Origin of the sequence: Streptomyces sp. NPDC090083 (genome assembly GCF_044747445.1) — a bacterium.
GTDB lineage: Bacteria > Actinomycetota > Actinomycetes > Streptomycetales > Streptomycetaceae > Streptomyces.
The window spans coordinates 612,122-626,634 of the sequence record NZ_JBIVED010000003.1; the positions used below are offsets into that span (position 1 = coordinate 612,122).

A 14,513-nucleotide genomic window follows, 5' to 3' on the forward strand; every position below is an offset into this window, starting at 1 on the left:
GCCGCCCTTTTCCGTACCGTCCGAAAGGCCCGTTCGAGCTGCCCCGGCGGCTTTTCCCGGCTGTCCGACGTCAAGCATTGGCCAATGCCAACACCCGTTTCCCACAAGGAACTTGTGGTCGACAGACTCCTGCCGAGTGTAGGGGCGGAAGGGGTTCGTGAAGTGGAGAAGCGTGAAACTCCGAAAGGGAGGGGAGCCAGGTGTGGGCACACTGATCTGAGGCGAAGGACACCTTGATGGAATTGCGGGTTCGGGTGCGAGGAGAGCGATGAAACCGCCGGTCGGATCGGTCGCCATGGACACCCGTACCGGACGAGTGGGCATCGTCATGGGGCACGAGGGGCCTTACGTCCAGCTCCGCCCGTACGGTGGCGGGCGGGAGTGGGACGTCGAGCCGGCCGCGCTGCGGGACGCGACCCCGGCCGAGCGGCTGAGCGCGGCCACCGCCCATGCGAACGCCCGAAGCCGCGGTGAGGTCCCCTGACGGGTCCCCGGATGCCCCGACGCGTCCCGGGGCCGTGAAGCCGTAAGGGACAATGGGCGTCATGAGTCTGTTCCGCGACGACGGCATCGTGCTGCGCACCCAGAAGCTGGGTGAGGCGGACCGGATCATCACGCTGCTCACCCGGGGTCACGGGCGGGTGCGCGCGGTGGCGCGCGGGGTGCGGCGGACCAAGTCGAAGTTCGGGGCGCGGCTGGAGCCGTTCTCGCACGTGGACGTCCAGTTCTTCGCGCGGGGCAGCGAACTCGTCGGCCGCGGGCTGCCGTTGTGCACCCAGAGTGAGACCATCGCTCCGTACGGTGGCGGGATCGTCGCCGACTACGCGCGGTACACCGCCGGCACGGCGATGCTGGAGACCGCCGAGCGGTTCACCGACCACGAGGGCGAGCCCGCCGTGCAGCAGTACCTGCTGCTGGTGGGCGGGCTGCGGACACTCGCCGGTGGCGAGCACGCCCCGCATCTCATCCTCGACGCGTTCCTGCTGCGTTCCCTCGCCGTCAACGGCTACGCGCCGAGCTTCGGGGACTGCGCGAAGTGCGGGATGCCGGGCCCGAACCGGTTCTTCTCCGTCGCGTCGGGCGGGGTCGTCTGCGCGGACTGCCGGGTGGCCGGGAGCGTCGTACCCTCACCGCAGGCCCTGGAACTCCTCGGTGCGCTGCTTACGGGAGACTGGGAGACGGCGGACGCCTGCGAGGCGCGGCACGTGCGGGAGGGCAGCGGCCTGGTGTCCGCCTATCTGCACTGGCACATGGAGCGCGGACTGCGCTCACTGCGGTACGTCGAGAAGTCGTAGCACGTCGTGAGACACAGCTAGACACAGCAAGACACAGCAAGAGGCACCAAGAGGCATGAGGAGCGAGAAGCACATGGCCGTACGCGGGATCCTGGGGCGCCAGCGGCGCGAGTACACGGCGCCGGAGCCGCACCCGTCGGGGGCCACCGCGCCGAAGCTGCCGGGTGAGCTGATCCCCCGGCACGTGGCGATCGTCATGGACGGCAACGGACGCTGGGCGAAGGACCGCGGGCTGCCGCGCACCGAGGGCCACAAGGTCGGCGCCGAGCGGGTCCTCGACGTGCTCCAGGGCGGAGTCGAGATGGGGGTCGGCGCGATCTCGCTGTACGCCTTCTCCACCGAGAACTGGAAGCGGTCGCCCGACGAGGTGCGCTTCCTCATGAACTTCAACCGCGACTTCATCCGCAAGACCCGCGACACCCTCGACGAACTCGGCATCCGGGTGCGGTGGGTGGGCCGGATGCCCAAGCTGTGGCGGTCGGTCGCCAAGGAGTTGCAGATCGCGCAGGAGCAGACCAAGAACAACGACGCGCTCACGCTCTACTTCTGCATGAACTACGGCGGCCGGGCCGAGATCGCCGACGCGGCAAAGGCGTTGGCCGAGGACGTGCAGGCGGGCCGGCTGGATCCGGCCAAGGTCGACGAGAAGACCTTCGCCAAGTACATGTACTACCCGGACATGCCCGAGGTCGACCTCTTCCTGCGCCCCAGCGGCGAGCAGCGCACCTCCAACTACCTGATCTGGCAGAGCGCCTACGCCGAGATGGTCTTCCAGGACGTCCTGTGGCCGGACTTCGACCGCCGCGACCTGTGGCGTGCCTGCGTCGAATTCGCCCAGCGCGACCGGCGGTTCGGCGGCGCGGTGCCGAACGAGAAGCTGCTGGAGATGGAGAAGAACATGCGGGGCGGTTCGCTCTAGAGCCCGCCGGGAGCTGCGTTCCGGCCTGTCCGGCGTTGGAGGACAAGGCCGTTCAGGCCGAAGCGGGGGTCTGGGGGCGGCAGCCCCCAGGGACGCTCACCCCGGCCCACCCGCACAGAGCCCGGTCAGCCCGCGGCGCACTCCGCGCAGGTCCCGAAGATCTCCACCGTGTGGGCCACGTTCACATACCCGTGCTCCGCGGCGATGGCCTCAGCCCACTTCTCGACGGCGGGTCCCTCGACCTCCACCGCCTTGCCGCACACCCGGCACACCAGGTGGTGGTGATGGTCGCCCGTGGAGCAGCGGCGGTACACCGACTCGCCCTCCGACGTGCGCAGCACGTCGACCTCGCCGGCGTCGGCGAGGGACTGGAGGGTGCGGTAGACCGTGGTCAGGCCGACCGAGTCACCCTTGTGCTTGAGCATGTCGTGGAGTTCCTGGGCGCTGCGGAACTCGTCGACCTCGTTGAGCGCCGCCGACACGGCGGCACGCTGGCGGGTGGATCGTCCCTTCACGGGCGGGCCGGCCGTCGTCACCGTTGCCTCCTCACGTCTGCACTTTGCCGAGCCATTGTGCCAGCCCGGGCTGTGCAGGGTCAGACGCCGACCTCGTCGGCGGCCCCCCGTGTGGCCGGAATCGCGCACTCCACCGGGTCCCCCGCGGGTCGCGCGGCGGCCGCCGCCCGGGCCCGGCGCCGGGCCAGCGGGGTCGCCAGCGCGGTGAGCGCGATGAACGCGGCGATCGTCAGGAGCACGATCGTCGCGCCGGGCGGGACGTCCTGGTAGTACGAGGTGACGGTGCCGCCGACGGACACGGTCACGCCGATGACGCCCGCGATGGCGAGGGTCGCCCCGAAGCTGCGGGTGAGCTGCTGTGCGGCGGCGACCGGCACCACCATCAGCGCGGAGACCAGGATCAGGCCCACGACACGCATCGCGACGGTGACGGTGACGGCCGCGGTGACCGCCGTCAGCAGGTTCAGGGCGCGCACGGGCAGGCCGGTGACGCGGGCGAACTCCTCGTCGTGGTTCACGGCGAACAGCTGCCGCCGCAGCCCCAGCGTGACCACGATCACGAAGGCGGCGAGGATGCCGATCGCGGTCACGTCGGACTGCGAGACGGTGGAGAGGGAGCCGAAGAGGTACGAGTTCAGGTTGGCGTTCGAGCCGCCCGGCGCGAGGTTGACGAACATCACGCCGCCCGCCATGCCGCCGTAGAAGAGCATGGCGAGGGCGATGTCGCCGCGGGTCTTGCCGTACCAGCGGATCAGTTCCATCAGGACCGAGCCGAGGGCGGAGACGGCGGTGGCCATCCAGACGGGGGAGGCGTTCAGCAGGAAGCCGAGGCCGACGCCGGTCATCGCGACGTGACCGATGCCGTCGCCCATGAGGGGTTGGCGGCGCTGCACGAGGTAGATGCCGATCGCGGGGGCGGTGATGCCGACCAGGACGGCGGCGATGAGCGCCCGCTGCATGAAGGCGTAGTCGAGGAGGTCCATCAGCTCAGCAGTCCCGTGCGGATCGGTTCGGCGTCCGCCGCGTGCGGGTGGACGTGGTCGTGGCCCGGCAGAGCGTGCTGGCCGAGCGCGCGCGGCGGCGGGCCGTCGTGCTGGACGCAGCCGTCCCGGAGGACCACGGCGCGGTCGATCAGCGGTTCCAGCGGGCCGAGTTCGTGCAGGACGAGCAGTACCGTCGCGCCCTCGGCGACCTGGCGGGTGAGCGTGTCGGCCAGCACCTTCTGGCTGGCGAGGTCCACGCCCGCCATCGGCTCGTCCATGATGAGGAGTTCGGGTTCGGCGGCGAGCGCGCGGGCGATCAGCACCCGCTGGTGCTGGCCGCCGGAGAGCGCGTTGACGGAGTCCTTGGCGCGGTCCGCCATCCCGACCAGCTCCAGGGCGTGCCGTACGGCCTCGTGGTCCGCCTTGCGGAGCACGCCGAAGCGGGCGCGGGAGAGGCGGCCGGAGGCGACGATCTCGGTGACGGTGGCGGGGACGCCGCCCGCGGCGGTCGTGCGCTGCGGTACGTAGCCCACGCGCCGCCACTCCCTGAAGGCGCGGCGCGGGGTGCCGAACAGCTTGATCTCGCCGCCGCTGAGCGGGACCTGGCCGATGACCGTGCGGATCGCGGTCGACTTGCCGGAGCCGTTGGCGCCGAGCAGCGCGACCACCTCACCGCGGCGCACGGTGAGGTCGATGCCGCGCAGGACGGGGCGTGCGCCCAGTTCGGCGCGGACTCCGCGCAGCGATATGACGGGCTCGCTCATCAAGTCGCTCATCAACTCGTCCTCCGTGCTGGCCATTTGCTGGTCATTTGCTTCCCAGGGCCTGTTGCAGGGCCTTGAGGTTGGCCTGCTGGACCGAGAAGTAGTCCTTGCCGCGGGACTTGGCGGTGATGCCCTCGATCGGGTCGAGGACGTCCGTCTTCAGGTGCGCGTCGGCGGCGATGGTCTTCGCGGTCTTGTCGCTGACGAGCGTCTCGTAGAACACCGTGGTGACGCCGTCGGCCTTGGCCATCTTCTCAAGTTCCTTCACGCGCTGGGCACTGGGCTCCGACTCGGGGTCGAGGCCGTTGATGGCCTCCTCGGTGAGGCCGTAGCGCTCGGCGAGGTAGCCGAAGGCGGCGTGGGTGGTGATGAACACCTTGGTCTTCGTGTCGGCCAGGCCTGTCTTGAACTCGGTGTTGAGGGCGTCGAGTTTCTTGACCAGGGCCGCGGTGCGCGTCCGGTAGTCGGCCGCGTTCTTCGGGTCGGCCTTCTCGAAGGCCTTGCCGACGCCCTCGGCGACCTGGGCGTAGCGCACCGGGTCGAGCCAGATGTGGGGGTCGAGGCCGGCCAGCTCGTCGTTCTCCGAGGTGTCGTGCGAGGCCGCGTGGCCGCCGACCTCGTTGCCGTGCTTCTCCAGCGTGGTCAGGGAGGCGGCGTCGATCTTCGTCCTGACCTCGGACTGGCTCACCGCGTCGTCGACGGCGGGCTGGAGGTTCTTGAGGTAGAGCACCGCGTCGGACTCCCCGAGCGCGGCGGTCTGCTGCGCGCTGATCTCCAGGTCGTGCGGTTCCTGGCCGGGCTTCGTCAGGCTGGTGACGTGCACGTGGTCGCCGCCGATCTGCTCGGCGAGGTACTGCAGCGGGTAGAACGCCGCGACGACGTCGAACTTGTCCGTGTTGGCGGCGGACGCGCTGTCGGAGCAGGCGGAGAGGGTCCCGAGACCGAGGGCGGTGGCCGCGGCGATGGCGATCCCGGATATGTGGCGTCGTCGTACGTTCATGACAGTCATTTTCAACTGAGATGGAAACCGTTGTCAACAAGCCCTGGGTGGGGAACCGATTTGATAAGGGGGAGGGCAGCGCCGGTAACCTAAGTCATTCGCCCGCCCGTCTCCCGACCGCCGCCCCTCATCGAGGCGCTTCGCGTCGCCCCTCCTTACCGTCCATTCGTCATGAAGAGAGCATCGTGGCCGCCGACAAGATCGACACCATCGTCAGCCTGAGCAAGCGCCGTGGCTTCGTTTTCCCTTGTAGTGAGATCTACGGCGGCCAGAAGGCCGCCTGGGACTACGGACCGCTGGGTGTCGAGCTCAAGGAGAACCTGAAGCGTCAGTGGTGGCGCTACATGGTGACGTCGCGCGAGGACGTGGTCGGTATCGACTCGTCCGTCATCCTGGCCCCCGAGGTCTGGGTCGCGTCCGGCCACGTCGCCACGTTCTCGGACCCGCTCACCGAGTGCACCGCGTGCCACAAGCGGTTCCGCGCCGACCACCTGGAAGAGGCGTACGAGGCCAAGCACGGCCGCCTCCCCGAGAACGGCCTGGCCGACGTCAACTGCCCCAACTGCGGCAACAAGGGCCAGTTCACCGAGCCCAAGCAGTTCTCCGGCCTGCTCTCCACCCACCTCGGCCCGACGCAGGACACCGGCTCCGTCGCCTACCTGCGCCCCGAGACCGCCCAGGGCATCTTCACCAACTTCGGCCAGGTGCTGACCACTTCGCGCAAGAAGCCGCCGTTCGGCATCGCGCAGATGGGCAAGTCCTTCCGCAACGAGATCACGCCCGGCAACTTCATCTTCCGCACCCGCGAGTTCGAGCAGATGGAGATGGAGTTCTTCGTCAAGCCGGGCGAGGACGAGAAGTGGCAGGAGTACTGGATGCAGGAGCGGTGGAACTGGTACACCGGCCTGGGCCTGCGCGAGGAGAACATGCGGTGGTACGACCACCCCAAGGAGAAGCTCTCCCACTACTCCAAGCGCACCGCTGACATCGAGTACCGCTTCCAGTTCGGCGGCAACGAGTGGGGCGAGCTGGAAGGTGTGGCCAACCGCACCGACTACGACCTGACCGCCCACTCCAAGGCCTCCGGCCAGGACCTCCTCTTCTTCGACCAGGAGGCCCAGGAGCGCTGGACGCCGTACGTCATCGAGCCGGCGGCCGGTGTCGGCCGGGCGATGCTGGCGTTCCTGCTCGACGCGTACGTCGAGGACGAGGCGCCCAACGCCAAGGGCAAGCTGGAGAAGCGGACCGTGCTGCGGCTCGACCACCGCCTCGCCCCGGTGAAGGTCGCGGTGCTGCCGCTGTCCCGGAACCCGGAGCTGTCCCCGAAGGCGAAGGGCCTCGCCGCCGCGCTCCGGCAGAACTGGAACATCGAGTTCGACGACGCGGGCGCGATCGGCCGTCGTTACCGCCGTCAGGACGAGATCGGTACGCCGTACTGCGTGACGGTCGACTTCGACACGCTCGACGACAACGCGGTGACGGTCCGCGAGCGCGACTCGATGAAGCAGGAGCGGGTCTCCCTCGACCAGATCGAGGGCTACCTCGCCGGGCGTCTCGTCGGCGCCTAGGGTCGACTCCGCCTGAACGAAAGGCCGGACGGGCTGCATGCCCGTCCGGCCTTTCGCATGGGGGTCTCAACGGCCTTGCAGGGCCTTCACGTTGTCGCCGAACGTCCAGTTCTTCGAGCCGTCCCAGTTGATGGACCAGGTCATCAGGCCCTTGAGGCTCGTGCCGTAGTGCTTCCAGGCCTGGGAGACCAGGGACGGCGCCATGTAGCCGCCGCCCGCGCCCGACTGGGCGGGCAGGCCCGGGACCTGCTTGTCGTAGGGCACCTTGATCGTCGTGCCCTGGACGACCAGGCCCTTGTTGAGGCAGTCGGTCTGGGCGGTGAAGCCCGCGACGGTGCCCGCCGAGTACGAGTCGCCGGAGCAGCCGTACATGCTGCCGTTGTAGTACTGCATGTTGAGCCACCACAGGCGGCCGTTGTCCGCGTACTTCTTCACGATCGGGAGATACGCGCCCCAGATCGAGCCGTACGTGATGCTCCCGCCGGTGACGTAGGCGGTCTCCGGGGCCATCGTCAGGCCGAAGCCGGCCGGCATCTGGCCGAGGATGCCGTCGATGATGCGGATCAAGTTGGCCTGGGACGTGGAGAGTTGGTTGATGTTTCCGCTGCCGACCAGGCCGGTCTCGATGTCGATGTCGATGCCGTCGAAGTTGTACTTCTTCAGGATCGGCACGATCGTCGCGACGAACCTGTCCGCCACGGCGGTGGAGCTGAGGTCGATGCCGGCCGCCGCGCCGCCGATCGACATCAGGACGGTCTGGCCGGAGGCCTTCGCCGCGCACATCTCGGCGGGCGTGGCCACCTTCACCCCCGCGTCCATGCCGTCCTCCCAGAGGGCCGTTCCGTCGGAACGGATCACCGGGAAGGCCGCGTTGATCACGTTGTAGCCGTGCGCGGCGATACGGGAGTCGGTGATCGGAGTCCAGCCGAAGGGCGGGTGGACGCCGTTGGAGGAGCCGTCCCAGTTCTCCCAGTAGCCCTGGAGGACCTTGCCGGCCGGGCGGGACTTGACGGCGCAGGTGTCGGCCGCGGACGCGGTGGGGGCGGTGGCGATCGAGAGGGGGACGAGGAGGGTGGCCGCGGCGAGGGCGGCGGTGACAAGGCGACGGAGCATGCGAGGCCTCCCGGTGGGGGTGCGGTGAGGTGTCGTGCGTCGTAGACATGACAGTGCTCGTGGTCCAGACCTTTCGTCAAGAGGTCTGTACCAATCGATCGCGTCGGCGTCGGGTGGGCTGACAAGTATGGAATGACAGATATTGAAATCTGTCAGCTGTCATGCAAAGGTGGACCCATGACGATCCCCACACGCACTCTCGGAACCACCGGCCCCCAGGTCTCCGCCCTCGGCCTCGGCTGCATGGGCATGTCCGCGCTCTACGGCGAGGCGGACCGCACCGAGTCCATCGCCACCGTCCACGCGGCCCTCGAAGCGGGCGTGACGCTCCTCGACACCGGCGACTTCTACGCCATGGGCCACAACGAGATGCTGATCGGCGAAGCCCTGCGCACCGCCCCCGCCGCCCGCCGCGAACAGGCCCTCACCAGCGTGAAGTTCGGGGCCCTGCGCGACCCGGCCGGCGGCTGGTCCGGCTACGACGGCCGCCCCGCCGCCGTCAAGAACTTCGCCGCCTACTCCCTCCAGCGCCTCGGCGTCGACCACATCGACGTGTACCGGATCGCCCGGGTCGACCCCGGCGTACCGATCGAGGAGACCGTCGGCGCCATCGCCGAACTCGTCGAGCAGGGGTACGTCCGGCACATCGGACTCAGCGAGGTCGGCGCCGACACGATCCGCCGGGCCGCCGCGACCGCGCCGATCGCGGACGTCCAGCTGGAGTACGCGCTGATCACCCGTGGCATCGAGGACCGCATCCTGCCCGTCACCCGCGAGCTGGGCATCGCCGTCACGGCGTACGGCGTGCTGTCCCGGGGCCTGATCTCCGGGCACTTCACGCCCGACCGGCAGCTCGGCGCGAGCGACTTCCGGGCGCACTCGCCGCGCTTCCAGGGCGAGAACCTCCAGCACAACCTGACCCTGGTCGAGCAGCTGCGGAAGCTCGCCGAGCAGAAGGGCGTCTCCGTCGCCCAGCTCGCCATCGCCTGGGTGCTGTCGCGGGGCGAGGACATCGTGCCGCTGGTCGGCGCGCGGACCCGGGAGCGGCTGGCGGAGTCGCTGGGCGCGCTGGACGTCGTCCTGGACGCGGAAGACCTGGCGGCGATCGAGGCGGCCGTACCGGCGGACTCCGCGGTGGGCGACCGCTACCCGTCGGCGATGATGGCGCACCTCGACAGCGAACGCTGATCCGGCCTGCGGGTACGGTCTTCGTCATGGCACCGAGCGAGACCCTGACCGCCGAGCGCATCCTCGAAGCGACCGAGGAGGTGCTGCGCCGCCACGGCCCGGCGAAGGCCACCGTGGTGGACGTGGCCCGCGCGCTCGGCGTCAGCCACGGCACCGTCTACCGGCACTTCCGCACCAAGGCGGCGCTGCGCGAGGCCGTCACCAAGCGCTGGCTCGACCGGACCTCGGAGACGCTGTCCGGTTTCGTGACGGAGGACCGCGACCCGGAGACGCGGCTGCGGAACTGGCTGGCGGGGCTGTTCGACGCCAAGCGGAAGAAGGCGGGCGGCGATCCCGAACTCTTCGCCACGTACTCGTTCCTCGCCGAGGAAGCGGGCGAGGCGGTCAGCGAGCACATCGCCGAACTCACCGGCCAGCTCACGGAGATCGTGCGGGCGGGCGTCGACAGCGGCGCCTTCACCGTCCCCGACCCGGCCGTGGCCGCCCGCGCGGTGTTCCAGGCCACGGGCCGCTTCCACGACCCCTCCTACGCCCGGGAGTGGCTGAAGCCGGGCGTGGAGGGGGAGTTCGGGGACATGGTGGAGCTGCTGGTGCGGGGGCTGCGGTGAACTCGCCGCCGGATCAGGTCAGTCGACCTTGACGGTGACGGTCGGGGAGTAGGTCGTGCCCGCCGCTATCCGCAGCTGCTCCTTGCCCTTGGTGTTGAGCTTCGCGGTGAGCGAGTAGCTGCTGCCGTTCTTGACCACGGTGGACGCGTTGAGCGCGTTCCACTTCCCGGACTTCTCGTGCTGGAGCACCAGCTTGGTGCCGACCTTCAGGCCCTTCGTACGGCCGGTGAAGGTCACCTTGTCGCCGGCCTTGACCGTGCTCCTGTCGGCCTTGACGGTGATCGAGCCCATGGCGCTCGGGCTCGGGGACGCGGCGAAGGCGCTCGCGGTCCCGGCCGACAGCAGGGCGAGACTCAGGGCACCGGCGGCGAGCGTACGGGTACCGCGACCGCGGAGTGTGACGTTCACGGGGACTCCTGTCGTTCGGTTGGGCGTTCGGCTGAGCACGCCCAACCATGCTGGGGCCGGTCGGCCGCGACGGCGAGTCGGGAGGATCAGCGCCCCGCCGTGGACGCCCAGAACTCCCGCATCAGCGCGGTCGGCGTCGGGCTGGTCATCGCGACCTGCGTCAGCAGGACCGTCACCGTGCCCGTGGGCGGGACCACGTGGGCGGCCGTGCCGGTGCCGCCGACCCAGCCGTAGCGCCCGGGGACGTTCCACGGGTCGACCGGATCGACGTCGACCTGGCCGCCGTAGCCCCAGCCCTGGCCCTCCAGGAAGAGGGCGGCGGCCTCGCGCTGGGCGGCGGGGAGGTGGTTGGTGGTCATGCGGGCGACCGAGGTGGGGGAGAGGACACGGGTGCCGTCCGGTGCGGCGCCGCCGGCGCCGAGCATGCGGTGGAAGGCCAGCAGGTCGTCGGCCGTCGAGACCAGGCCGCCGGCGCCCGAGGGGAAGGCCGGGGGCCGGCTGAAGCCGCCGTCCGGGGTGTCGGCCCGTACCAGAACGCCCGGCTCGCCCGGGGTGTAGGCGGTGGTGAAGCGGGACCGCTCGGACTCCGGCACCGCGAACCCCGTGTCCGTCATGCCCAGCGGCCCGAAGAACCGCTCCGCCAGGAAGTCGGGGAAGGACGAGCCCGAGGCGCGGGCGACCAGGACGCCCTGGATGTCCGAGCCGGTGTTGTACAGCCACGCGGCGCCCGGCTGGCGCACCATCGGGACCCGGGCCAGCCGGGCGAGCCATTCGTCGGGGTCCGGCTGCAGATAGGGCGCGCGGCCGTCCTGCTGGAACGAGAGCAGCGCCTGGACCGCCGGCAGGAAGAAGTCGTCGGGGAAGCCCCAGCCGGCCCGGAAGCTCAGCAGGTCCTCGACCGTGACCGGACGCTCCGCCGGGACCACGTCGTCGACCGGCGAGGACGGCGTACGGGCCACCACCGGCTTCGCCAGCTCCGGCAGCCACTCCGCCACCGGGGCGTCCAGCGCGAGCCGTCCGTCCTCCACCAGCGCCAGCACCGCGGCGGCCGTGACCGGCTTGCTGACCGAGGCGATCCGGAAGATCGAGTCGCGGGCCATCGGAGCGGTGCCCTCGACGTCGGCCGAGCCGACGGCGACCACCTCGACGTCGTCGCCGCGGGCCACCAGACCCACCGCGCCCGGCACGGTGCCGTCGTCGACACGCCGCCGCAGGGTGTCCTGGAGAGAGCTCATGAGTCGGCCTTCCGGTCCGGGGAGTCGTATCCGGTACGACTCTCCCCGCCCCGCGAACTCATCGCTTCCCGGTCACTCGGCGGACCGGTCCACCGTCGCCCGGTGCTCCTCGGCCAGATGCTCCTCCGCCTTCAGCCACGGCAGGAACTGCGCGCTCTTCTTCCAGCCGCACGTGTCGCACACGATCATGCGCTGCGCTCCCTTGCGCTGCACGCGGACGACGTGTTCCCGCCCGTGCTCGTCCCAGCGGCTCACTTTGCTCGTGTTGATCTGCAACATGCGCCTCGCCTCCGTTCGGGACTGTCCGGCAAGGAGTGTGCAGCAATACCAACATCAACAGGGCGTGATTCACGCCGAGTTGTCCAAGCTGTGAGCATGACATCCCGGATGGTGTCCGGGATGTCACGCGCCGGGTCAGCCGATCGTGCGCGGCAGCCGCAGGCTCAGCAGGCCGGTCAGCACGACCCCCGCCAGCTGTGCCGACAGCGTGATCGCCAGCGCGTCCCGCATGCCCATGCCCGGGACCAGCGAGAGGAAGAGGGTGCCGAGGGTGGCCACGCCCAGCGCCAGCGCGGACTGCTGGGTGGTGACCATGACACCGGCGCCCACACCGGCCCGGGCGGTCGGCACCTCGGACAGGATGATGCGGAAGATGATGGGCAGCTGGAGCGCCTGACCGGCACCGGCGACGGCCGCGCCCGGAAGCAGTTCGACGAAGCCGAGGTGCGGCCAGGAGCGCCACACGGCCAGCACGATCAGGCCCAGGCCCACCGCCTGGACGACCGCACCGGCGGTCACCACCCGCGTGCCGTACCGGTTCACCAGCCGCGGCCCGGCGAGCGAGGCGAGGAAGAACGTCACCGCCAGCGGGACCAGAGCCAGGCCGGCGGCGACCGGGCCGAGCCCCGCGCCGCTCTGCAGCGCCACCGCGATCACGAACATGAAGCCGCTGAAGCCGATCGCGAACGGCACGATCATCACCAGCCCGCGGCGCAGCGAGTCCAGCGCCAGCAGACTCGGCGGCACCAGCGGTGTGAGCCCCTGCCGGTCGGCCCGGCGCTCCACCGCGTAGAACGCCGACGCCAGCCCCGGGAACGCGGCCAGCGACAGCCACGTCCACAGCGGCCAGCCCGCGGCCCGGCCCTCGGTCAGCGGCACCAGCAGCGCCAGCAGGGACGCGGCGAGGAGGAGGGTGCCGGGCACGTCCACCGGCTCCGGGTGCGGGGAACGCGTCTCCGGCACCACCTTCGCGGCCAGGAACAGGCCGACGACGACAACCGGCACGTTCACCAGGAACACCGCGCGCCAGCCGGTGCCGGCGATGTCGGCGGCCACCAGCACCCCGCCGAGGATCTGGCCCGCCACCATGGCGAGCCCGGCGGTCGCGCCGTACAGGCCCATCGCCTTGGCGCGGCGCGGGCCCTGGGTGGCGGCCTGGATGGTGGCGAGGACCTGCGGGAGCATCGCCGCGGACGCGGCGCCCTGCGCGATCCGCGCGGCGACCAGCGTCCAGGCCGTGGGCGCGAGCCCGCACGCCAGCGAGGTCAGCCCGAACGCGGCCATCCCGCCCAGGAACAGCCGCCGCCGGCCGAACAGGTCGCCGAGCCGGCCGCCGAGGACGAGCAGCACGGCGTACGCGACCCCGTACCCGGCGACGACGAGTTCGAGGACGGCCTCGCTCGCCGAGAGGTCCCTGCCGATGGTCGGCAGGGCCACGTTCACGATGAAGAAGTCGATGAGGGGCAGCGCCGCGGCCAGCAGCACGGTGAACAGTCCGAGGCCGCTGAGCACGGGTGCAGCCGCCGGGGATCGGACGGTGCGGGAAGTGATGGTTTCGGTCACGCTGCCGAGCGTGCGCCTTCCGGGAGACGGGTACCAGAGTGTTCTTATCCTGGTAGAAGGACTACCTGGAAACAGGATGCGGGCGGCGGCAGACTGGAGCGATGACGACGATGGCAGAGGAGACCGGGGCGGGAGCGGCGGTGGCGCCGGGGCCGGCGGCCGGCGCGGTGACCGGTGCGGTGACCGGGGCGAGTGCCGACCCGGGGGCCGCCCCGCAGAACGCGTCGACCGTCCGGCGTCATGAACTCGCCGCGTTCCTGCGCCACCGCCGGGAGCACATCACCCCCGAGCAGGTCGGCCTGCCGCGCGGCACCCGGCGCCGGACACCCGGCCTGCGCCGCGAGGAGGTCGCACAGCTCGCCGCGGTCGGGGTCACCTGGTACACGTGGCTCGAACAGGCCCGGGACATCCAGGTCTCCGTGCAGGTCCTCGACGCCCTCGCCCGCACCCTGTTCCTGGACGGCAGCGAACGCTCCCACCTCTTCCAGCTCGCCGGTGCGACCGACCCCCGGCCGGCCACGAGCTGCGCGGTCGTCACGCCCGCCCTCCAGGCGATGCTGGACCAGCTGGACCCGATCCCGGCCTGCCTGCAGAACAGCAGGTACGACATCCTCGCGCACAACCGCACCTACGGGATGCTGCTCTGCGACCTGGACGCCGTCCCGCCGGAGGACCGCAACTGCCTGATCCTCTCCTACACGCACGCCGAGTGGCAGTCGTCGATCGTGCACCTGGAGAAGAGCCAGCGCCTCATGGCCGCCCGTTTCCGCGGCGCCATGGCCGATCACCTCGCCGACCCCACCTGGAAGACCCTCCTCAAGCGTCTGCGCACGTCCCCCGAGTTCCGCGAGATCTGGGACCGCCACGAGGTCATGGGCGCCAGTCCGCGCCGCAAGGAGTTCCGCAACACCCACGTGGGCCGCCTCACGGTCGACCACACGGACCTGTGGCTGGGCCCGTCGCGGGGCCCGCGGATGGTCACCTACGCCCCGGCGGACGAGGAGTCACGGGAGCGCCTGGAGACGCTGCACGAACTGGCGCGGGCGAGGTAGGCCCACCCGGGGGCGCGGGGAAC

Annotated in this window: 16 protein-coding genes; 7 read left to right on the forward strand and 9 right to left on the reverse strand. The window is 70.6% G+C overall.

Annotated features, from left to right (window positions below; genetic code table 11):
- Positions 1–268: 268 nt before the first annotated feature.
- The 3 genes from ACIPTO_RS13730 (at position 269) to ACIPTO_RS13740 (ending at position 2,214) form a co-directional block, all read left to right on the forward strand.
- On the forward strand, positions 269–484 hold the full coding sequence (locus tag ACIPTO_RS13730) for a hypothetical protein (RefSeq protein ID WP_366313723.1): 216 nt from the start codon (positions 269–271) through the stop codon (positions 482–484).
- A 61-nt stretch (positions 485–545) separates the two neighbouring features.
- The gene (recO, locus tag ACIPTO_RS13735) at positions 546–1,295 is read left to right on the forward strand and encodes a DNA repair protein RecO (protein WP_366313725.1); all 750 of its coding nucleotides are present in this window, start codon (positions 546–548) and stop codon (positions 1,293–1,295) included.
- Between the two features lie 73 nt (positions 1,296–1,368).
- Positions 1,369–2,214, forward strand: a complete 846-nt coding sequence (locus ACIPTO_RS13740; protein ID WP_366314479.1) for an isoprenyl transferase — start codon at positions 1,369–1,371, stop codon at positions 2,212–2,214.
- 125 nt (positions 2,215–2,339) lie between these two features.
- On the opposite strand, the gene ACIPTO_RS13745 is transcribed toward ACIPTO_RS13740, so the two are convergent.
- The 4 genes from ACIPTO_RS13745 to ACIPTO_RS13760 are packed head-to-tail and all read right to left on the reverse strand — an operon-like array spanning position 2,340 to position 5,476.
- Complete coding sequence (locus ACIPTO_RS13745) at positions 2,340–2,750, reverse strand: Fur family transcriptional regulator (protein ID WP_200686659.1); 411 nt, start codon at positions 2,748–2,750, stop codon at positions 2,340–2,342.
- Between the two features lie 59 nt (positions 2,751–2,809).
- Positions 2,810–3,712, reverse strand: coding sequence for a metal ABC transporter permease (locus ACIPTO_RS13750; RefSeq protein WP_366313727.1), 903 nt, complete (start codon positions 3,710–3,712; stop codon positions 2,810–2,812).
- Positions 3,712–4,512, reverse strand: coding sequence for a metal ABC transporter ATP-binding protein (locus ACIPTO_RS13755; RefSeq protein ID WP_401191496.1), 801 nt, complete (start codon positions 4,510–4,512; stop codon positions 3,712–3,714). Before ACIPTO_RS13755 ends, ACIPTO_RS13750 begins: the two co-directional genes overlap by 1 nt.
- Positions 4,513–4,519: 7 nt before the next feature.
- Complete coding sequence (locus ACIPTO_RS13760) at positions 4,520–5,476, reverse strand: metal ABC transporter substrate-binding protein (protein ID WP_401191499.1); 957 nt, start codon at positions 5,474–5,476, stop codon at positions 4,520–4,522.
- A gap of 185 nt (positions 5,477–5,661) precedes the next feature.
- Here ACIPTO_RS13760 and ACIPTO_RS13765 point away from each other — a divergent pair, with 185 nt between their 5' ends.
- On the forward strand, positions 5,662–7,044 hold the full coding sequence (locus ACIPTO_RS13765; protein WP_366313731.1) for a glycine--tRNA ligase: 1,383 nt from the start codon (positions 5,662–5,664) through the stop codon (positions 7,042–7,044).
- A 66-nt stretch (positions 7,045–7,110) separates the two neighbouring features.
- On the opposite strand, the gene ACIPTO_RS13770 is transcribed toward ACIPTO_RS13765, so the two are convergent.
- Complete coding sequence (locus ACIPTO_RS13770) at positions 7,111–8,157, reverse strand: chitinase (RefSeq protein WP_401191501.1); 1,047 nt, start codon at positions 8,155–8,157, stop codon at positions 7,111–7,113.
- Positions 8,158–8,334: 177 nt separating this feature from the next.
- On the opposite strand from ACIPTO_RS13770, the gene ACIPTO_RS13775 reads away from it, so the two are divergent.
- A complete protein-coding gene (locus ACIPTO_RS13775; RefSeq protein WP_401191504.1) occupies positions 8,335–9,345 on the forward strand; it encodes an aldo/keto reductase in 1,011 nt (336 codons plus the stop codon).
- 26 nt (positions 9,346–9,371) lie between these two features.
- Positions 9,372–9,953 carry a TetR family transcriptional regulator gene (locus ACIPTO_RS13780; RefSeq protein ID WP_401191506.1) on the forward strand — a complete coding sequence of 194 codons (582 nt, stop codon included), beginning with the start codon at positions 9,372–9,374 and terminating at the stop codon, positions 9,951–9,953.
- Positions 9,954–9,971: 18 nt separating this feature from the next.
- On the opposite strand, the gene ACIPTO_RS13785 is transcribed toward ACIPTO_RS13780, so the two are convergent.
- The 4 genes from ACIPTO_RS13785 to ACIPTO_RS13800 all read right to left on the reverse strand — a co-directional run bounded on the left by ACIPTO_RS13785 (position 9,972) and on the right by ACIPTO_RS13800 (position 13,438).
- The gene (locus ACIPTO_RS13785) at positions 9,972–10,361 is read right to left on the reverse strand and encodes a hypothetical protein (protein WP_366313739.1); all 390 of its coding nucleotides are present in this window, start codon (positions 10,359–10,361) and stop codon (positions 9,972–9,974) included.
- A gap of 86 nt (positions 10,362–10,447) precedes the next feature.
- Positions 10,448–11,596 carry a serine hydrolase domain-containing protein gene (locus ACIPTO_RS13790; RefSeq protein ID WP_401191509.1) on the reverse strand — a complete coding sequence of 383 codons (1,149 nt, stop codon included), beginning with the start codon at positions 11,594–11,596 and terminating at the stop codon, positions 10,448–10,450.
- A 72-nt stretch (positions 11,597–11,668) separates the two neighbouring features.
- The gene (locus tag ACIPTO_RS13795) at positions 11,669–11,875 is read right to left on the reverse strand and encodes a hypothetical protein (protein WP_401191512.1); all 207 of its coding nucleotides are present in this window, start codon (positions 11,873–11,875) and stop codon (positions 11,669–11,671) included.
- Positions 11,876–12,010: 135 nt separating this feature from the next.
- Positions 12,011–13,438, reverse strand: coding sequence for an MFS transporter (locus ACIPTO_RS13800; RefSeq protein ID WP_366313745.1), 1,428 nt, complete (start codon positions 13,436–13,438; stop codon positions 12,011–12,013).
- Positions 13,439–13,539: 101 nt separating this feature from the next.
- On the opposite strand from ACIPTO_RS13800, the gene ACIPTO_RS13805 reads away from it, so the two are divergent.
- Positions 13,540–14,490 carry a helix-turn-helix transcriptional regulator gene (locus ACIPTO_RS13805; protein ID WP_401191515.1) on the forward strand — a complete coding sequence of 317 codons (951 nt, stop codon included), beginning with the start codon at positions 13,540–13,542 and terminating at the stop codon, positions 14,488–14,490.
- The last annotated feature ends 23 nt before the right edge of the window (positions 14,491–14,513 follow it).

Coding starts and splice junctions, on each gene's coding strand:
- ACIPTO_RS13775 (WP_401191504.1), top strand. CDS start 8,335: ATGACGATCCCCACACGCACTCTCGGAACCACCGGCCCCCAGGTCTCC.
- ACIPTO_RS13805 (WP_401191515.1), top strand. CDS start 13,540: ATGACGACGATGGCAGAGGAGACCGGGGCGGGAGCGGCGGTGGCGCCG.
- ACIPTO_RS13730 (WP_366313723.1), top strand. CDS start 269: ATGAAACCGCCGGTCGGATCGGTCGCCATGGACACCCGTACCGGACGA.
- recO (WP_366313725.1), top strand. CDS start 546: ATGAGTCTGTTCCGCGACGACGGCATCGTGCTGCGCACCCAGAAGCTG.
- ACIPTO_RS13755 (WP_401191496.1), bottom strand. CDS start 4,512: ATGGCCAGCACGGAGGACGAGTTGATGAGCGACTTGATGAGCGAGCCC.
- ACIPTO_RS13795 (WP_401191512.1), bottom strand. CDS start 11,875: ATGTTGCAGATCAACACGAGCAAAGTGAGCCGCTGGGACGAGCACGGG.
- ACIPTO_RS13740 (WP_366314479.1), top strand. CDS start 1,369: ATGGCCGTACGCGGGATCCTGGGGCGCCAGCGGCGCGAGTACACGGCG.
- ACIPTO_RS13790 (WP_401191509.1), bottom strand. CDS start 11,596: ATGAGCTCTCTCCAGGACACCCTGCGGCGGCGTGTCGACGACGGCACC.
- ACIPTO_RS13750 (WP_366313727.1), bottom strand. CDS start 3,712: ATGGACCTCCTCGACTACGCCTTCATGCAGCGGGCGCTCATCGCCGCC.
- ACIPTO_RS13760 (WP_401191499.1), bottom strand. CDS start 5,476: ATGAACGTACGACGACGCCACATATCCGGGATCGCCATCGCCGCGGCC.
- ACIPTO_RS13770 (WP_401191501.1), bottom strand. CDS start 8,157: ATGCTCCGTCGCCTTGTCACCGCCGCCCTCGCCGCGGCCACCCTCCTC.
- ACIPTO_RS13780 (WP_401191506.1), top strand. CDS start 9,372: ATGGCACCGAGCGAGACCCTGACCGCCGAGCGCATCCTCGAAGCGACC.